Here is a 17,768-nt window from a genome sequence, read left to right as displayed (position 1 = left end):
CCTCAAGTTTCATGGGATGAAAGTAGCTGGCGGCAGCTGTGGCGGTACTGCCGCCGGTTTGCTTTCCAGCCGCGTCAGAGCCTCCGCGACAGCGGCATCAAGCTGCCGGTCTCCGCCGTCTTCCCAGTCGGCTGGGTCAAGGCACACCTCGATGTCAGGATCCGTTCCGTGGTTCTCCACACCGAAACCCTGCCTGTTGAACGAGAAGGCGAAACGAGGCTGCGTGACAACAGTGCCGTCCACCAGCTCGAAGCGCCCGTCGATCCCGACGACCCCACCCCAGCTGCGTTCCCCCACCACAGGGCCAAGGCCAAGGTTCTGAGCCGCGGCAGTGATGATGTCACCATCGGAGCCCGCGTAGGGGTTGGTGACAAAGACCACCGGTCCGCGCATTCCCTGTGCCGGGTAGGGTTCCGGGGAGTCCAGCTGACGAGCATGACCCCACCCCACAACGGTGCGCATCAGCCGTTCCAGCACCAGGGATGAGGTGTGACCACCACCGTTGTACCGGACATCGACCACCACCGCCTCACAGCGGGAAGCCTGTTCGATGAGCCGATGGAACTCCGCCCACCCCTCAGCCATCATATTCGGGACGTGAACATAGCCGACGCGGCCCTGTGAACGCTCACGGACCCGGGCAACCCGGGAAGCCACCCACTCGTGATAACGCAACCCAGCCTCATTGGCCACCGGGACCACTGCAACGCGCCGCTTCTTCCCGTCCCGTTCCAGGGTCAGCTCGACAGGCTTGCCCGCTGCCCCCAATAGCAGCGCCTTGATGTCGGGGACCCCGGTAACCGCGTGACCATCGACAGCGGAGATCACGTCTCCAGGCTGGGCCGCCACCCCTGCCGCGCGCAGCGGCGAGCGGGCCGTCGGATCGGAGGACTCGCCCTGCAGGATGCGCTCGATGACAATCTCACCCTTGTCGTTGCGGCTCAGGTCAGCACCCAGCCAAGCCACCCTGTCCTCAGTCTGTCCGCCAGGTGGCAGGACGTAGGCGTGAGAGGTGTTGAGTTCGGCGTTCGTCTCCCACAGCACGTCGACGAGATCGTCGTGCGTGGCAATCCGCTCCACCAGAGGCCGGTAGCCGGCGCACACCGCTGCCCAGTCGATGCCGTTCATATCCTCACGCCAGTAGTGGTCCCGCATCAGGCGGGCGTTCTCGTCGAACATCTGCAACCACTCATCGCGGCAGGACTGCTGGCGGCGCAACCGGGACAGGTCCACGGCAATACGATCGTCTTCATCGGTTTTCGCGCCGGCGGGCTGCACCCACAGATCGTCACCACTGCGCACGACCAGCTGTTTGCCGTCGCCGCTGACAGCCGCATCATCGCAGGCGTCGACCACAACGGTCAGCTTGCGCTTCTCGACGTCGTAGGCCTCAATACTGTCTTTCACCTCCTGGCCGGGGATGCGTCCTGTGCCGAGCACCCCGGCGTGCGGGGCAAGACGCCGCCACACCACTCCCTCCGCGACGGCGGCAAGGCCGTCGTAGCGTCCTGCGGGAACAGGCAACGGGACCATCCGGTCCTCGACACCGTCGACATCCAGGACGATGTCCTCAGCATCAGCGGGCTCCTCGTCTGGTTTTCTGTCTTTCTCGTCCGGCTCCTGGGCCTTGCCGTCGCTGATCGCCCAGCCATCAACGGAGGGGCCGAAAGGTATGGGGTCCTCCGCGCGCAACGGAATCACATAGGGCCGCACCGTGTTGGTGAACCCCAGATCAAAGTTGATCTCGTCGTAGGCGGGGTCGATGGTCCGGCTCGACAGGAAATACAGATACCGGCCGTCCAGGCTGAAGGTGGGTGAGAAGTCATTGAACTGACCGCGGGTCAGGATAAAGGACCTGTCCTGCCTGAGGTCATAGCCGACGAGCCGCCCCAGCGCCCCCTCATCGCCAAGTGCCTCACGCCACACCAGATAGCGACCGTCTGGACTGAAAACCAGGCCCGTCGCCTCACCCTCCCGCGACCGGCCTACTGTCCGGGCTGTGTCCGCTACGACAGACAGGACAGTCACGGAGCCGTCGTGGGATGCCGCAGCGACCTCGGAGCCCTCGCTGTTGGAGGCGAGCTCCAGCACCCGCCCCAGTTTTCCGTGTGCTATCCGGCGGGATTTCCCCTCGCCGTCAAGGGATCTGATCTCAAGGCAGTCCTCCCCCTCTGCATCGGTTACCCAGATGCCTTTTCCCGTGCTGCCCAGCGGGATCGTCTCCCTGACCCGGATCCCGGGCAGGCCACTCAGGTTCCGGGCCGGGCCGGAGCGGTGCGTCAGGAACCAGGCCTGTCCCCGCCACTCCACCAGGGAGCCGTCACCACCATGATCGGGAATCACCGATTCCAGCCGGTCCAGGGCCTCGATGGTGACCGGCCCCGGCTGGCCAAGCGCGACGTCCACCGGGATGGGCCGTGGAACATCATCCAGGGAATCGAGGACGTAGAGGACGCCGCGTGCGTGGAAGACCACCCGCCTGCCATCCGTGGCGGCGTCCCGGCAATAGCCCTCGGCGAAGGTGTGTTCAGTGTGGGCCCTCAGGTCGCTGCCGTCTGGGGCGACGCTCCAGACCTGTGCCTGCTCACCCGCTTTTACCGGCAGCCTCGCACCCAGATCAGAGGTGAAGACGATCCGCTCTCCCACCCAGCACGGACCGGCCAGGCTGGCACTCTCCTCTGGGAGCAGCCGCTGCCATTGTTCTTGATTCTCATCGGAGACCCAGACCCGGTTGGCCATACCGCCGCGGTAGCGTTTCCAGGCCTCCGGGCCGCGAAAATTCGGGGAGGCCAGCACCACCCGGCCATCTGGACGCCGGTCTGCGGCAGAGGCTGGCCCCCATTCAAGCCGTTCCAGTTCACCGTCCAGGGAAATGGAATACAGCCAGGAAAGCGCACGTAGCGCCTCATTGTGCATGGAAGCGACCAGCACATGCCCAGAGTCCAGCCAGCCGCATACCTGCATCCGGGCTGCGCTCAGCCATGTGAGACGATGCCTACCGCCGTCTAAAGCGATGACGTGAAGATCCTGGTTTCCCGCAGCCCCTGCGACAAATGCCACCTGATCACCTGAAGGCGAGAAACGAGGGCTGCGCACCACGGTGTGCTCGGAGGTGAGGCGATATGCCCTGCCGCCCGCGACCGTCGTCAGCCAGAGATCGTCATCAGCGACGAAAACCACCTGATCCTTATTGACATGTGGGTAGCGCAGATAGCCAGAATTCATGGCGCCAAACCTACCCGAAGAAGCGCCGGGAAATGTCAGGCCGACAAGTCCCGGCGCCGCGCCACACGAGAGGAGGCCACCAGCTCAGGTTGCGCTTTTCCGAGAACAGCCTCACGGGTCACCACAACCTGCGCCACATCCTCCGCGGAAGGCACCTCGAACATCACATCGAGCAGTAGCTCCTCCAGGATCGCCCGCAGCCCACGAGCTCCTGTGCCCCGTTCCAGGGCGAGTTCCGCGATGGCGTCAATGGCCTCGTCAGTGAAATCCAGCTGCACCCCGTCAAGTTCAAACAGGCGCGAGAACTGTTTCGTCAGGGCGTTACGCGGTTCAACGAGAATCCGGTTCAACGCTTCCCGGTCCAGCGGTGAGACCGTCGAGATCATAGGAAGCCGGCCAATGAACTCCGGAATGAGCCCGAACTTGTGGAGATCCTCAGGCCGGACAGCGGAGAATGGGTCCTTCAGCTCGGAGCTGACGGAGGTGTCGACGCTGAACCCGAGGGGCCGCTTTCCGACACGGGAGTTGATGATCTCATCAAGCCCGGCAAAAGCCCCGCCGACGATGAATAGGACCTTGGTGGTATCGATTTGAAGGAAATCCTGATGCGGATGCTTACGCCCTCCTTGCGGGGGCACAGATGCGACGGTTCCCTCAAGAATCTTCAGCAGCGCCTGCTGCACTCCCTCGCCGGAAACATCGCGGGTGATCGATGGGTTCTCAGACTTGCGCGCTACTTTATCGATCTCATCAATGTAGATAATGCCGGTCTCGGCCTTCTTGATGTCGAAATCTGCTGCCTGGATCAGCTTCAGGAGAATGTTCTCCACGTCCTCACCGACATAACCGGCCTCAGTGAGAGCCGTCGCGTCAGCCATGGCGAAGGGAACGTTCAGCATCTTCGCGAGAGTCTGGGCCAGGTAGGTCTTCCCACACCCCGTGGGACCGATCAGCAGGATATTGGACTTACCCACCTCGACGGGGTCATCTCCCTGACGCGAACGCCCGATCCGTGTCTGCTCGGAGGTGATGCGCTTGTAGTGGTTGTAAACGGCAACCGACAAGGCCTTCTTCGCGGCATCCTGCCCGATCACGTACTGATCGAGGAAATCACGGATTTCCCTAGGCTTGGGAAGTTCCTCCTGCAACCCGAAGGTCTCGACCCTGGGGAACTCTTCCTCAATGATCTCATTACACAACCCAATGCACTCATCACAGATGTACACACCATCGCCCGCAATGAGACGCTTGACCTGTTTCTGTGACTTGGTGCAGAAATTGCACTTGAAGACCTCACTGGTCTCACCGATCCGTGGCACCGAAAACTCCACTCTGTCCGTCAATTAACGACTGGCCACAACTCTACTCGTCAGGGTGTCATCTCGTGGCGCAACACCCTGACGAGTTCTGAGGTTCAGGCCCCGACATCCTTGAGTGAGGTGAGGATGTCGTCCACGATGCCGTACTCCACCGCCTCCTGGGCAGTCAGGTACTTGTCGCGTTCAATGTCCCGGCTGACCTTCTCGGGCGTCTGTCCGGTGTCAGCGGCGAGCATCTTCTCCATCAGCTCACGGATGCGCATGATCTCCCGGGCCTGGATCTCCAGGTCCGAGCTCTGGCCGTAGCCGCCCTCGGTGGCTGGCTGGTGGATCAGGATGCGACTGTTGGGCAGTGCCAAGCGCTTGCCTTTGGTGCCCGCTGCGAGCAGGAGCGCCGCTGCGGAGGCGGCCTGCCCAAGGCAGACCGTCTGAATATCGGGTTTGATGTAACGCATGGTGTCGTAGATGGCGGTCAGCGCCGTAAAGGAGCCGCCCGGCGAGTTGATGTAGATCGAGATCTGTCGCTCCGCGTCCATCGACTGGAGACAGAGCAGCTGGGCCATCACAGCGTTGGCGATGTCGTCGCTGATCGGGGTGCCGAGGAAGATGATCCGGTCCTCGAACAGCTTGGTGTAGGGATCGACACGACGCAGACCGTAGCTGGTGCGCTCCTCCCACTGGGGGATGTAGTAGTCCATGTCGACGCTTGTTGGTGCGATGCCCTGAGGCAGATGTGTCATCACTGGTTCGGAGCCTCCGAGTTGATCTGGGACGCACGCTCGTAGACGTGGTCGATGAAACCGTATTCAAGCGCCTGCTCAGCCGTGAACCAGCGGTCGCGGTCTGAGTCGGCCTCGATCTGCTCCACGCTCTGGCCGGTGTGCTGCGCGATGAGCTGGGCCATGGTCTTCTTGATGTGCAGCGACTGCTCCGCCTGGATGCGGATGTCGGATGCGGTCCCACCGAGACCACCGGAGGGCTGGTGCATCATGATGCGGCTGTGCGGCAGGGCATAGCGTTTGCCAGGGGTGCCTGCGGACAGCAGGAACTGTCCCATGGAGGCCGCGAGCCCCATGGCCACCGTGGCGACGTCATTGCTGATCCACTGCATGGTATCGAAGATGGCCATACCTGAATCGACGGAGCCACCGGGGCTGTTGATGTAGAGGTAGATGTCTGAGTGGGGATCCTCAGCGTTCAGCAGCAGCATCTGAGCGCAGATGGCATTCGCGTTCTCGTCACGCACCTCGGATCCCAGAAAGATGATGCGGTTGGCGAGCAGGGAGGAGTAGACGTTGTCCGTCATTCCCAGCCCTGGCCCCTGGGGGGTCGCCATGGAGATGTCGTTTCGATTGTCGGTCACGTCATACAACGTACCGACTCCAGGCAATTTTCCAAGGATGGCCCGCCCAGTTCACTCAGCAGCGACGTCCACCCCGGAATCGTCGCAATCACTGGTGTCGACCGCGTCGGGGTCCGAGGAGATCAGCGCTCCCACCCAGCGGGCCTTGGGATCGTTGTCGAGCAGCAGGGACTTCACCATGAGGGTCAGCGGCAGCGCCAGCAGAGCGCCCAAGGCGCCGAAGACCGCGGTCCACAGCAGCAGGGAGATGAAGGAGGCCACCGGAGTGACGCCGACGGCGTCACCGGTGAACTTCGGCTGGATCACCGACTGGATCACAAAGTTCAAGACGCAGTAGGCCACGATCACAATCAGCGAGGCCACAGGTCCCTTCTCGAACAGCGCCAGCAGCGCGGGCGGGATCAGACCGATGAAGAAACCGACGTTGGGGATGTAGTTGGTGATGAAACTCAGCACCACCCAGACCAGCGGCAGCGGGACACCGACGATCACCAGCGCGATCCCATCCAGGATGGCGACGATAAAGCCGAACAGGGTGGTGACCAGCCAGTACCGGCGGATACCGACTGCGAAGCCCTCAAGGGAGCTGGTGAAGCTGGGATGCAGCTTGTCTGTGATCGCCAGTCTTTTCGCCATGGACGGCAGATCGAACACCAGAAAGGCCAGGCAGATGAGTATCACGACCATGGTGCTGGTGGCGCTGGACGCCTGGGTGACGATGTTGCCGACCAGACCGATCACGTTCGATGGCGACACCGACTTGAGCTGGTTGAGCAGCGCGGCTTCGTCGAAGCCGACGCTGGTCAGCCAGGCGATCACCTGGTTGTAGAACTCTGTGAACCGCGGACCGTACTCGGTCAGCGAGGCCACCATAGAGGTCCCGGCCCACACGAGAGACACCGTGACCAGGACAAGGACCGAAAACAGCAGCACCCCGATGATCAGGGCAGCCAGGATCCGGGGCACCCGGTGTTTCTCAAGCCACCGATATGCCGGATACGTGGTGACCACGAGGTTCACTGCGAGGAAGGCGGGGGCCAGCACCGAGCTGAGGTCCTTGAACAGGGTGAGGGTCAGCGCGATGGCACCCAGCACGATGACGGCAACGACGAACAGGGGAAACCTACCCGCCTTGGACTGCTCGGCGGCCCCCATCAATCACTCCGCTTCTTCGGCAGCGCCCTCGTCGTCGACGGTCTCGCCGGCCTCGGAGGATTCCTCAGCCTCGGCTGGCTCCTCGGCCTTGGGGACCATCTCGACGACCTGCCCCTCGGAGTCCGTCACCTTCGCGGCCTCGCAGATCTCAGCCAGTGCCTTGCCCCGGCGGATCTCCTGCATCCACTCCGGCATGTGGTTGTGCTCCATCATGTGGTTCACCACCTCCTGGGGGGTGGTGCGCTGCTCGGTGGCCCTGCGAAGGATCAACTCGGTGAGTTCCTGCTGGGAAACCGGCACCCCATTGTCATCGGCGTACTTGTCGAGAAGCAGCTGGGCGCGCAATGCCTGGGTAGAGCGCTCGTCAACCTGCGCCCAGAAGGCGTCAGCGTCCTCAGCCTCCTCGTCCTCGGCCTGCTCAAGGTAGGTTTCGACGGTAAGACCGGCTCGCGCCAGCTGATCGGAGATCTGGTTGCGGCGGGCCTCGAGCTCACGGGCCAGCACAGCGACCGGGACCTCGAAGTCGACCTGTTCAAGGGCGGCTTCCAGCACCTTGTCCCGCGCCTCGGCGATCTGCTCTGCCCTGGCCTGCGCCTGGACTGCCTTGGCGAGGTCCTCACGCATCTCGTCGACGGTGTCGAACTCGGAGATCATCTGGGCGAACTCGTCGTCCAGCGCGGGCAGCTCCTCCTCGGCAACCTGCGTGACGGTGACCGTGATGTCCGCCTCCTGGCCGCGGAAGGGGCCGCCGATCAGGGTGGAGGCAAAGGTCTTCGACTCCCCCGCCTTCAAGCCGCGGACAGCCTCGTCGAGCCCCTCGAGCATCCCCGAGTCTTCACCGACGGTGAGGGTGACGCCGGTGGCGGAGGCCTCCGGTAGCTCCTGCCCATCCTGGGCGGCGGTCAGGTCGATGGTCAGGACATCCCCCTCCTGGGCCTCGCGCTCGAGTTCCGTGGTGGTGGCGAAGCGCTTGCGGAGCATCGAGATGCGCTCGTCCACCTCGTCATCGAGCGAGGAAAGCGCGTCGACCGTCGCCTCAATGGAGGCGAAATCCGGCAGGTCGAAGTCGGGACGGATATCAACCTCAGCTGTGAACTCGACCACCTCACCGTCCTCCAGCTTGGTGATCTCGATCTCGGGCTGGCCGAGAGGAGCCACCTTGGCTTCGGCGAGAGCGGCCTCGTAGGCGGGCTGCATGGCGTCGTTGATGGCCTCCTGGAGGACCACCCCCCGGCCGAAGCGCTGATCGATGACGACGGCCGGCACCTTGCCCTTGCGGAATCCAGGGATGCTGACCTGCTCTGCGATCTCCTTGTAGGCCTTGTCGAGATGGGGCTTGAGATCAGCAAAGGGGATCTCTACGGTTAGCTTGACCCTCGTGGGGCTCAGCTTCTCTGCGGTGCTGGGCACGAATCGACTCCTGAACTTGATTTGGTCGCCGCAAGTTTAACCAAGGGCATCCAAGCCGACCAACCGTGACCTGCTCATCTCCCGGTGTGTCGGCGCGCGCCCTACCATTATGCGCATGCCAAACCCCCTCATCGACTCGCTTTTGCGAGCTGTAGCCGACCGCCCTGACGATGTCCCCCTACGGTTGCACGTGGTGGAATTGCTCATAGCCGATGGCCGGGGTACGGAAGCCGTCCAGCACTGCGCTGCCGCCCTGCAGCAGGACCCATCCAACCAGCAGGCACACGCACTGCTGGCCCAGGCATTCCCCTCAAGCCCCTCGGCAGAGCAATCCGCCGAGGACGGGCATCCCGTCCCCGAGCAGGAGCGAGGGGCAGCGGATTTCAACTGGTCGCAGGCAGAACAGCAGTTTGGCGACGGCCCCGCCCCGCGTTTTGTGACGGATGACGAAGACGGACGGTCACGGCCTGAGGTCATCCACGAAGATGAGGAGGCCCGCCCCCAAGACGTCTGGGAGGTCGAGAGGACGGGAATACGCCTGGCGGATGTGGGAGGCATGGATCACGTGAAAGAACGCCTGGAGATCGCCTTCCTGGCTCCTATGCGCAATCCAGAACTGCGCAGGCTGTATGGGAAAAGCCTCAAGGGTGGCCTGCTGCTCTACGGGCCACCGGGCTGCGGAAAGACGTTCATAGCACGCGCTGTCGCAGGAGAGATGGGCGCATCGTTCATGAGCGTGACCCTCTCGGACGTGCTCGACATGTACTTGGGACAGTCAGAGAGCAACCTCCATGGCGTGTTCCAGGTGGCGAGGAGCTCCGCCCCCGTGGTGCTCTTCCTCGACGAGCTGGACGCAATCGGCCTGAAACGCACCCTCAGCGCGTCCAGCGGAATGCGCAATGTGATCAACCAGCTTCTCCAGGAGCTCGATGGAGTCAGCTCGGACAACGAGGGGGTGTTCGTGCTCGCCGCGACCAATGCTCCCTGGGACGTGGATCCGGCACTCCGCAGGCCGGGCCGGCTGGACCGCACTGTTCTGGTCCTGCCCCCAGACCAGAGTGCCCGCGAGGCCATCCTGAGACATGATCTTGCCCGCCGCCCCGTCGAGGGCATCAACCTGGCAAGACTCGTCCGGGACACCGAGGGTTTCACAGGGGCCGACCTGGCCCATCTGTGTGAGAGCGCAGCGGAGCTGGCGATGATCGACTCGGTACGCACCGGCAGAACCCGGATGGTCAACATGAAGGATTTCACCTCTGCTCTCAAACAGATCCGTCCTTCTGCAGGTCCTTGGTTCAAGACAGCCCGCAACGTCGTCACCTACGCGGACCCGACGGGCGAGTATGAGGAACTCACCACCTACATGAAGTCAAGACGGCTGTTGTGAACCAGTCACAGCAAAAGCTGGACCGGGCTGAAGAACTGGCAAACCTAGGCCGCATCCCCCAGGCCCTGGAAATCCTGTATCCCTTACTGGGCGACAACGATGCGGATCAGGCCTTGGTACATGGGCACATAGGCAGAACCCATCTTTTTTACGACCACGACTTCCAGCAGGCAGAGTCGCATGCACGATCAGCACTGGCGTTGAATCCGGAGAACCCGATACGGTCCTTCTGCCTCCAGGTGCTCGCCTATTCTCTCTGGCGCCAGGGTCGGCCAGCCGAGGCGTTACAGCCCCTACGGGAGGCGATCAGCCTCGATCCGGAGGCTCCCAGCCCTCATTCTGTGATCGCAAAGGTCTATGCAGATCTGAGGTGGTTCACCAAGGCCCGCCACGAGGCCCAGAAGGCCATAGAGCTGGGCCCCAGCAACCCCGACTACCATTTTTCACTCGGATATGTGCTGCACGACGTAGATCCGGAGGCGGCAGAGCTGGCGTACCGGAAGGCCTTGGAGCTAGACCCAGGCAAGGTCGAGGCCAAGGAGAACATCGCTCATCTTGCTTTGAAGAGAGGAGACTTAAGAACCGCAAGTTCTGGCCTCATCGAGGTACTCAGCGAGGCTCCCGAAGACCACAGACCGGTATTGATACTGAACAAGAAGGTCGTATCGGCGATCAGGGAGGCAACCTGGCTCACCCTTCCGGCCTGTCTCCTATGCACTGCCGTGGCATTCTGGAATGTCATTGGTGGACTGGTGCTCTCCGTCTTGATGGTGACGCTCACCGTGTTCAGGCTCCGCTCTCGAATCCTGCCGCTGCGGAAGGGGGCAGGAAACAGCTTTCTCAAGGGTTTCCCGCGCCGGGAGAAAATCGCGACAGCCTGGGCCTGTCTCATCGCATTCTCCTGGACGATCCTGACCGGCAGTCTCCTGATCGCCCTGATCTTCCTAAGACCAGGAGCACAGGTGCTGGCCTTGGCATCCGTGCCGCCTGTGCTCATGGGAGGTGTGCTGGACCTGATCCGCGCCCTCTACATCCGGAAAAGCCTGGACTAGAAGCGCCAAAGAAAGCGTCAGCAGACCCCGCCGACCGGACACCAGCAACCAGCCCTAAGAGCTGGTCCTGGCTCGAGTGGGGATCATCGGGGTAAGCTGCTAGACTCTCCGATGCTCTGCGGATGTAGCTCAATGGTAGAGCCCCAGTCTTCCAAACTGGCTACGCGGGTTCGATTCCCGTCATCCGCTCCATTGGCGGTCAATAACCGGTCATCGACCCAAGCTCGGCGCGGTAAACAGGTACCGTGGATGCATGAGAATGCTTCTGAGGCTTGTCGTGGGGGCAATCGCAACCGCAGCTGCGGTCTGGCTCATTCCCGGGATCCGAGTCGTCGCCGAGACAGACCAGCAGTACATCCTGATCATGCTCGGGGTGGCGGCCATCATGGGAGTGGTCAACGCCGTCATCAAGCCGTTCACGCAGGTGCTGTCGTTCTGCCTGGTCGTGGTCACCTTCGGCCTGTTCCTGCTGGTCATCAATGCCAGCATGCTGGCATTGACCGCCTGGATTGCCCAGCGGTTCGGCATCGGCTTCTTCGTTGACGGATTCTGGCCCGCCCTGTGGGGCAGCGTCGTCATCAGCTTCGTGAGCTCTCTACTCGGCGGGCTGCTCGGCGCCAAAGACTGAACGGGCGCGGGCGGGTATTCCACATTGGGCAGCAGGCAATGGCTTGCAGTAGACTCTGCTGAGCTTCTTCCTGAGAGGCACCGGGACGTAGCGTAGTGGCTAGCGCGCCTGCTTTGGGAGCAGGAGATCGCAGGTTCGAGTCCTGTCGTCCCGACACCTGTGACCCCCGGCATAGAACTTTGTACCGGGGGTCATGACGTTTACCGGGTGGAACGGCTAGTGTCAGTGGGACCAGGACATCGTGGCAGGCCACATCGATCTCACAGACGGCCTCCAGCCAGCCCCCAGCTGGATGTGGTTGATTTAGCCCGCGCTCTACGAGTCAACTCACACAATTGCCGGGCCATGTGCCCTTGATGAGAGGAGCCAGCGTGCTGCTGGAGACCACTGCGGATTCACTGACCGGGATCGCGGCCTGGGCCGTCGGGATCATGACGGCCCTCGGCGGTCCCGGGGCAGCGTTGCTCATCGCTCTTGAGAACCTGTTCCCGCCCCTGCCGTCCGAGGTTTTCCTGCCCCTGGCAGGTTTCTCCGCAGGCACCGGCAGCTCCAGCATGACCGTCCTCTCGGCGATCCTCTGGTGCACCTCCGGCTCCGTAGTGGGAGCCTGGGCCCTGTATGGGGTAGGGGCGTGGCTGGGACGGGAGCGAACCCGCCGGATCCTGGCCAAGATGCCCTTGGTCAAGACATCCGACATCGACCGCACTGAGGCGTTCTTCCAGCGGTGGGGAGGCTGGACTGTTTTCACGGGACGCATGGTGCCGGTGTTCCGGTCACTCATCTCCATCCCCGCCGGGATCACCCGCATGAATCCATGGCAGTTCACCCTGCTGACCACGGCGGGCGCCGCCATCTGGAACACCATCCTGATCGGCGCCGGTTATCTGCTGGGCGCGAACTGGACAGTGGTCGAGGGGTACGTGGACGTCTTCTTGAAACTGGTGATAGCCGCCTGCGTGGCCGCTCTGGCCTGGTTCGTCGCCGTCAGGCTGCGCAGTTCGAGGCGCGCTGCCCCGCAGCAGCAGGAAGTCACGTCTTCAGCCCACGACACCGGGGATGAAGTCTAGAGTTGGAAGGGTTGTCCCCTACCCCGTCCAGAAGATGAGCCCAACCCACCAGCCCGAGTTCCACCGCCTACAGACGTCCGCACCTCAAAGCCCCCAGGGCCGGCGGCAGGTGATAGCCGAGCACGTCATATCGCAGGGAGGCGTCCGTGTCGAGGACCTGGCCCGGGTGGTCGCCGTCTCGGTGATGACCATCTACCGGGATGTGGCGAATCTCGAGCAGGCTGGCCTCGTTCACCTGGACCGGGGTATCGTCCATCCCGTCGCTACGAGCCTCAGTGAGGCCGATGCCGAATTCCGCCTCCAGCAGAGCCCGGAGATGAAGCACTCAATGGCCGAGGCGCTGGCTCCCCGGATCGGTCAGGGAAGCTCCGTGATGCTGGACGACTCGACGTCGGCATTGTGGGTGTTGCGCGCTCTAGAGGGGGTACACCCTCTGACCGTGATCACGACCTCCCTGCTGGTGGCGAACGAGGCGAAGCAGATGCACGGCGTCCGCCTGTTGCTGACGGGCGGCGAATACGAGAGCTGGGCCCACGCGATGATGGGACCGACCGCCGCTTCCAATCTGCTGTCCTGGCAGGCTGATCACTGCGTGATGTCGGCCTCCGGGGTGGTCGGGAGGCGCTGCCAGCATCCCTACGAGAACGCAGTGCAGGTCAAGCAGGCGATGATCGCATCCGCCAGCAGGCGGTACCTGCTGCTGGATCACACCAAGTTCACCCGCAAGGCGCTCTACACCTTTGCGGAACTCACCGACTTCGACACCGTGGTGGTCGATGCCGCAACCCCGCAGGCGGTCCGTGAGGAGTTGAACAGCTACGGTGTAGAGGTCGTCATAGCCGAGTGATCAACCACTCCCCCTGAGCTGCGACACGCCGGTTTGACTAGGGATAATACTTTTCCAAACCATAATCTATGGTGTTTTTCACAGCTTCGCTGTTACTCTTCCTACCACCCCCCGTACAAGGAAGTTGAGGACAGGCATGGGACTTACTATCGTCGTAGGCGCGGACATCGCCGGTGTGAACTACAAGGAGACCCTGAAGGCTGACCTTGAGGCTGACGAGCGCGTCACCAAGGTCATAGATGTGGGCGTCTCACCCGGGCAGGACATCGACTATCCGCACGTGGCCGTCGACGCAGCCAAAAAGGTGGCTGCGGGTGAGGCCGACCGGGCCTTGCTGGTGTGTGGCACGGGCATGGGAATGGCCATAGCAGCCAACAAGGTGCCGGGCATCCGTGCCTCGGTCGCCCATGACAGCTTCTCCGTCGAACGCCTGGTCCTGTCAAACGACGCTCAGGTACTAACCCTGGGCGAACGCGTGATCGGCCTCCAGCTGGCGCGCCGCCTGGTACGTGAGTGGCTCGGATACACCTTCGACCCCAGTTCATCCTCCGGCCCCAAGGTGGCCGCCATCAGCTCCTACGAGCCCAAAACCAGCTAACTCCCCAGGAAACCAGTTAAGGAACAAAGATGTTCGATCCCGGAACCGCCAGTTATCTTTTCGGCCTCGCCGTCGCCATCGCAGGCGGGTTCTTCGGTGCCGCCATCGGCGGCAACTTCGCCTTCGCCATCACCGGCTTCACGGTGCTGACCTCGTTCGGCATCTACCTCGGAACCGAGTCGACAGCAGGCTTCACCTATCTGGCCTTCGGGCCATTCGCCGGACCCCATATCGCCTTCGCCGGCGGCGTGGGCGCCGCGGCATACGCTGCTCGGCGCGGATACGCCGACGGCAAGGACGCTACCAGTCCGCTGGCGCGGTTAGGCAAGCCCGACGTGCTCTGGGTGGGCGCAGCATTCGGGGTCTTCGGATATGTCGTCCAGAACCTCATCACCAAAATCCCGTGGTTCGGCAGTCACACCGACTCGGTGGCTCTGACAGTGGTGCTGTCCGCTGTCGTGGCGCGTCTCGTCGCGGGCGGCAACTTCCTGAACCGAGAGAAGTTCAACGACTCCACGTCCTTCCTCGGGAAGATCGCCCCCAGCGATGACGCGGCCTGGCTGCGCTACCAGGAGAAACCGAGCCAGTACCTTCCGCTCGGAGCGATGTTCGGGCTGCTATCTGGTGGTGCGACGCTGTTCATCGCGCTGGCCTTCCCCAAACTGGCAGCGACCGGCAACGCGCAGACCTTCGCGTTCGCGATCTCCGCTCTCTGCGTTATGTTCCTGATCCTTGGCGCCGAGATGCCGGTGACCCACCACATCACGATCAGCGCTGGCCTGGCCTCCGTGGCCTTCCTACCGGTGCTGGCGGATGGCCTGATCGGCAGCTCAGCCGGCCAGGACTTCTGGAACACCATGAGCGATAGGGGAATCTCACTGGTCGCGTTGTTCGACAACAGCCGCAACGTGCTGGACGCCGGCGTCAAAGGCCAGTTCATCATGATGGCCACTGTGGCCCTGCTGGCCGCAGTGGTGGCGGGCATGTTTGCCGCATGGCTGGCCGAGATCCAGGCGCGGTTGTTCCACGACCGGGGCACAACCCACTTCGATCCGCCGGCAGCCGCGATCTGGATCGCCAACACCATCATCGTCTCCGTGGCGAACATCGCCGCCCCATTGTTCTAGGGGCGGGCGCCTGGGGTCCGTCGCCCGGAGCCTGGCTCCGGGGCGGATGCCACGCTGAGGCAGTCAGCGAAACGGTACTGGACGTGCCGTGAGCGGGGTGCACGCAGCGAGGCTGCCCTATCTGGAAAGAGGAACCTGGGCGAATGCACGACACACTCAGGTTCCAGGAAGGAAAACCAATGCCGCCAACCGAGCTGCACCAGGCCTATGTATTCGACCTGGACGGCACGATTTATCTGGGCGATCACCTGCTGCCTGGCGCAGCCCGGTTGATCGGGGAGTTACGCCGCCGCGGGATCCCGGTGCGGTTCCTCTCCAACAACCCGACGAAGGACCCACAGCAGTACGTTGAGAAGCTGGCCCGGCTGGGATTGCCGACCGAGATCACGGACATCGCGAACACGGTGGTGACAACCACACGCTGGCTGCAGGAGCATCATCCCGGCGCCACCCTCTTCGTCGTCGGTGAGCAGCCCTTGAAACGCGCGCTCACCGAGGCCGGTTTCCGGCTGAGTGAGGACCCCGAGCAGATCGATGTCGTCGTCGCCTCCTACGACCGCACTTTCGACTACGCCAAGCTGCAGACCGCCTTCGATGCGATCTGGTTTCACCGTCGCGCCATCCTGGTCCAGACCAACCCGGACCGGTTCTGCCCCTTCCCGGGTGGACGTGGAGAGCCTGACTGCGCCGCGATCACCGCAGCGATCGAGACCTGCACCGGGGTCAAGGCGGAAGCGAACCTGGGCAAGCCCTCCCCCATCATGCTGGAGGAGGCCCTCCGTGGCCTGGAGGTCGATCCTGCTGACTGCGTGATGGTCGGGGACCGGCTCGGCACTGACATCCAGATGGCGCTTGACACCGGCATGGCCTCCTGTCTGGTGCTGACGGGCGAGACCACCGCCCAGGACGTCGCAGCACTTGAAGAGAACCACAAACCCACCTATGTGCTTGACCGCATAGACCGGCTCATCCCCCAGCGGCTGTGGGACGAGCTCGGCTGGACAGAACAAGATTGAGAGAACCACCATGACTGAAAACACCTACCTCCTCGGCATCGATTTCGGCACCGAAAGCGTGAGGGCTGCCATCTTCGACCTGGCAGGCCACCCGGTGTCCTTCGCCGCCACCACCTACCGCACCACCCATCCCCATCCAGGCTGGGCTGAGCAGGATCCAGAAGAATGGTGGGAGGCCTTGCAGGCCTCATGCCGCAAGGTGATCGCGGCCTCGGGTGTCTCCCCTGCCGCCATCAAGGGCATCTCCTACGACGCGACCACCATGACTGTGGTCGCCATGGACAAGCGTGGCGAGGCCCTCCGGCCTGCGATCATGTGGATGGACGTGCGCGCCACCGAGCAGGCGGCCCGCGCTGAGAAGTCGGATTCGGTGGCGCGGCTCTACAACGGCAGGGGCACCGCCCCCGCCACGGCCGAGTGGTACCCCTTCAAAGCCGCATGGCTGCGGGAGAACGAGCGCGAGACCTACGACGCGGCATACCGCCTGGTGGATGCCCCCGACTGGGTGACCTACAAGCTGACCGGCGAGTGGACCACCAACATCAACTCGGCTGCGCTGCGCATGTACTACAACCGGGACCAGGGCGGCTGGCCCACCGACTTCTACGAGACCATCGGCTGCGGGGACGTCTTCAGCAAGATCCCCGAGAACGTCGTGGACCTCGGCACCCCCGTCGGCGAGCTCTCGGTGATCGCTGCCCAGCTCCTCGGGCTGCGCCCAGGCATCCCCGTCGCGCAGGGCCCAGCGGATGCCTGGGCCGGGCAGATCGGCCTGGGCGTGGTCGAGCCTGGCGTGATGGCGCTGATCACCGGTTCCTCCCATGTGCTCACGGGACAGACCGACAAGCCCATCCACGGCAAGGGCTTCTTCGGCGCCTACACCGATGGCGTCGTCAAGGGGCAGTACACCGTCGAGGGCGGCCAGGTGTCCACCGGGTCGGTGCTCAAATGGTTCAAGGACAACTTCGCCCGCGACCTCATCCAGGCCGCTGAGGCCACCGGGCTCAATGTTTACGACATCCTCAACAAGCAGTCGAAGGACCTGCCACCCGGTTCCGAAGGGCTGATCATCAACGAGTATTTCCAGGGCAACCGCACCCCGTACACGGATTCGAAGGCCCGCGGCGTGATCTGGGGGCTCTCGCTGCACCACGGCCCAGCTCACTTCTACCGCGCCATCCAGGAGTCGGTCTGCTACGGCACCGCCCACAACCTGCGGGCCATGTCTGCGGCTGGCTTCGAGGTCAAGAAGATCGTCGCCGCCGGCGGCGCGACGAAGAGCCGCGACTGGATGCAGATGCATGCGGACGTCACCGGGGTCCCAATCGCCCTGACCGAGGTCGGTGACGCGGTGGTGCTGGGCTCCTGCATGCTGGCGGCGGTCGGCGCGGGGCTCTACCCCGATCTCGGCGCGGCGGCCAAGGAGATGGTTCATGAGATCGACCTGCTGGAGCCAAACCAGCAGCGGCATGAGGAATACCAGTACTTCGTCGACGCCTACGCCAACACCTATCCGCGGCTCCAGCCGATGATCCACGACATGGTGGATCGCGAGAACACGAAGCGAGGCTGAT

The 17,768-nt window shown here is 63.2% G+C and carries 15 protein-coding genes and 2 tRNA genes; 11 read left to right on the top strand and 6 right to left on the bottom strand.

The features are described 5' to 3' along the window. Positions 1–9: 9 nt before the first annotated feature. The 6 genes from SK1NUM_RS06375 to tig all read right to left on the bottom strand — a co-directional run bounded on the left by SK1NUM_RS06375 (position 10) and on the right by tig (position 8,472). Entirely contained in the window at positions 10–3,225 is a 3,216-nt protein-coding gene (locus SK1NUM_RS06375; RefSeq protein WP_212326778.1) for a S41 family peptidase, read from the bottom strand. Between the two features lie 35 nt (positions 3,226–3,260). Further along, the gene (gene clpX / locus SK1NUM_RS06370; RefSeq protein ID WP_212326776.1) at positions 3,261–4,544 is read right to left on the bottom strand and encodes an ATP-dependent Clp protease ATP-binding subunit ClpX; all 1,284 of its coding nucleotides are present in this window, start codon (positions 4,542–4,544) and stop codon (positions 3,261–3,263) included. A 95-nt stretch (positions 4,545–4,639) separates the two neighbouring features. Beyond that, on the bottom strand, positions 4,640–5,284 hold the full coding sequence (locus SK1NUM_RS06365) for an ATP-dependent Clp protease proteolytic subunit (protein WP_223927860.1): 645 nt from the start codon (positions 5,282–5,284) through the stop codon (positions 4,640–4,642). After that, positions 5,284–5,880, bottom strand: a complete 597-nt coding sequence (locus SK1NUM_RS06360; RefSeq protein WP_212327554.1) for a ClpP family protease — start codon at positions 5,878–5,880, stop codon at positions 5,284–5,286. The genes SK1NUM_RS06365 and SK1NUM_RS06360 overlap by 1 nt, the downstream gene beginning before the upstream one ends. Before the next feature lie 78 nt (positions 5,881–5,958). Continuing rightward, positions 5,959–7,062, bottom strand: coding sequence for an AI-2E family transporter (locus SK1NUM_RS06355; RefSeq protein ID WP_212326774.1), 1,104 nt, complete (start codon positions 7,060–7,062; stop codon positions 5,959–5,961). 3 nt (positions 7,063–7,065) lie between these two features. Next, positions 7,066–8,472 (bottom strand): trigger factor, encoded by a 1,407-nt coding sequence (tig, locus tag SK1NUM_RS06350; RefSeq protein WP_212326772.1) that lies wholly within the window; start codon positions 8,470–8,472, stop codon positions 7,066–7,068. A gap of 115 nt (positions 8,473–8,587) precedes the next feature. On the opposite strand from tig, the gene SK1NUM_RS06345 reads away from it, so the two are divergent. From SK1NUM_RS06345 to SK1NUM_RS06295, 11 genes are all read left to right on the top strand, one after another. Beyond that, the gene (locus SK1NUM_RS06345; RefSeq protein WP_223927858.1) at positions 8,588–9,859 is read left to right on the top strand and encodes an AAA family ATPase; all 1,272 of its coding nucleotides are present in this window, start codon (positions 8,588–8,590) and stop codon (positions 9,857–9,859) included. Further along, complete coding sequence (locus tag SK1NUM_RS06340) at positions 9,856–10,911, top strand: tetratricopeptide repeat protein (protein WP_212326768.1); 1,056 nt, start codon at positions 9,856–9,858, stop codon at positions 10,909–10,911. The genes SK1NUM_RS06345 and SK1NUM_RS06340 overlap by 4 nt, the downstream gene beginning before the upstream one ends. Before the next feature lie 118 nt (positions 10,912–11,029). Beyond that, a tRNA-Gly gene (locus SK1NUM_RS06335) sits at positions 11,030–11,103 on the top strand. 61 nt (positions 11,104–11,164) lie between these two features. Beyond that, positions 11,165–11,539: a phage holin family protein gene (locus tag SK1NUM_RS06330; protein WP_212326767.1), complete on the top strand. Its 375-nt coding sequence runs from the start codon at positions 11,165–11,167 to the stop codon at positions 11,537–11,539. Positions 11,540–11,620: 81 nt separating this feature from the next. After that, positions 11,621–11,693, top strand: a tRNA-Pro gene (locus SK1NUM_RS06325). A gap of 217 nt (positions 11,694–11,910) precedes the next feature. Further along, positions 11,911–12,606 carry a DedA family protein gene (locus SK1NUM_RS06320; RefSeq protein ID WP_212326765.1) on the top strand — a complete coding sequence of 232 codons (696 nt, stop codon included), beginning with the start codon at positions 11,911–11,913 and terminating at the stop codon, positions 12,604–12,606. 34 nt (positions 12,607–12,640) lie between these two features. After that, on the top strand, positions 12,641–13,453 hold the full coding sequence (locus SK1NUM_RS06315) for a DeoR/GlpR family DNA-binding transcription regulator (RefSeq protein WP_212326763.1): 813 nt from the start codon (positions 12,641–12,643) through the stop codon (positions 13,451–13,453). Positions 13,454–13,589: 136 nt separating this feature from the next. Then, complete coding sequence (locus SK1NUM_RS06310; RefSeq protein ID WP_212326761.1) at positions 13,590–14,051, top strand: ribose-5-phosphate isomerase; 462 nt, start codon at positions 13,590–13,592, stop codon at positions 14,049–14,051. Positions 14,052–14,080: 29 nt separating this feature from the next. Further along, entirely contained in the window at positions 14,081–15,178 is a 1,098-nt protein-coding gene (locus SK1NUM_RS06305; RefSeq protein ID WP_212326759.1) for a hypothetical protein, read from the top strand. A gap of 179 nt (positions 15,179–15,357) precedes the next feature. After that, positions 15,358–16,194: an HAD-IIA family hydrolase gene (locus SK1NUM_RS06300; RefSeq protein WP_212326757.1), complete on the top strand. Its 837-nt coding sequence runs from the start codon at positions 15,358–15,360 to the stop codon at positions 16,192–16,194. 10 nt (positions 16,195–16,204) lie between these two features. Beyond that, on the top strand, positions 16,205–17,767 hold the full coding sequence (locus SK1NUM_RS06295) for an FGGY-family carbohydrate kinase (RefSeq protein WP_212326755.1): 1,563 nt from the start codon (positions 16,205–16,207) through the stop codon (positions 17,765–17,767). Position 17,768: the final 1 nt, after the last annotated feature.

Origin of the sequence: Arachnia rubra, from assembly GCF_019973735.1 — a bacterium.
Taxonomy (GTDB): Bacteria; Actinomycetota; Actinomycetes; order Propionibacteriales; family Propionibacteriaceae; genus Arachnia; species Arachnia rubra.
This window is presented reverse-complemented; position numbering and strand designations above follow the sequence as displayed.